Origin of the sequence: Streptococcus infantis (genome assembly GCF_047465525.1) — a bacterium.
Classification (GTDB): Bacteria; Bacillota; Bacilli; order Lactobacillales; family Streptococcaceae; genus Streptococcus; species Streptococcus infantis_R.
Map to the genome: position 1 here is coordinate 1 of NZ_JASGZS010000067.1, position 598 is coordinate 598.

The 598-nt window shown below is 40.8% G+C and carries 1 protein-coding gene; it reads right to left on the reverse strand.

What is annotated here, in order from left to right; translation table 11 throughout:
* Positions 1-598: transposase (locus tag QM374_RS10750; protein WP_414311742.1), on the reverse strand; the 598-nt coding region annotated here is incomplete at both ends.

Consider the following 598-nt stretch of genomic DNA (forward strand, 5'->3'; position numbering starts at 1 on the left):
TGATTTTTCTCAATTCTCCCTTTCTGGTCAGAGCGATTAGGGTCACAAAAGAAAAGCTTACTCTCTCCTCGCACATCCATTTCGATGTCATCAACCCTGGCAAACTCCCCACCATTATCGGTAAGAATGACAGGAAAGAGATGGAAGAAGTCTTTATCCGCTTGGTGAAGAGTGTTCTTGATGTCATAGAGGTGTTTGGTAACCTCAAGGGCAGTTTTATTATTCAGGAGTCTAGCGAAGATAAAATTACAGAAAGATAGATTGAAGGTGAGTAGGACTTTACCTCCCATCCTGCCCATAACCGTGTCCATTTCCAGCCAAGATTCTAGTTGATTAAGGGTTAAATAGTTTTGGAAATCCTCATAGGAACGGCCTTCTTTAGCTTCTTTAGGGATGGAAGGTAGCTTACTTTTTTTTCTTTCTTTAAATTTAACGGCTCTGACTAGATCAATAGGAGCGATAGACAGGTATCCTTTTCGGATGTGTCTATAGACGGTTGAGGAGCTGACATCAAGGTTATGGGTTTTGAGAATATGATAGATGTGTTGTCCCTTTTTAACACCATCAGAAATGACTTTGTCCATATCCCAGAAGGTCT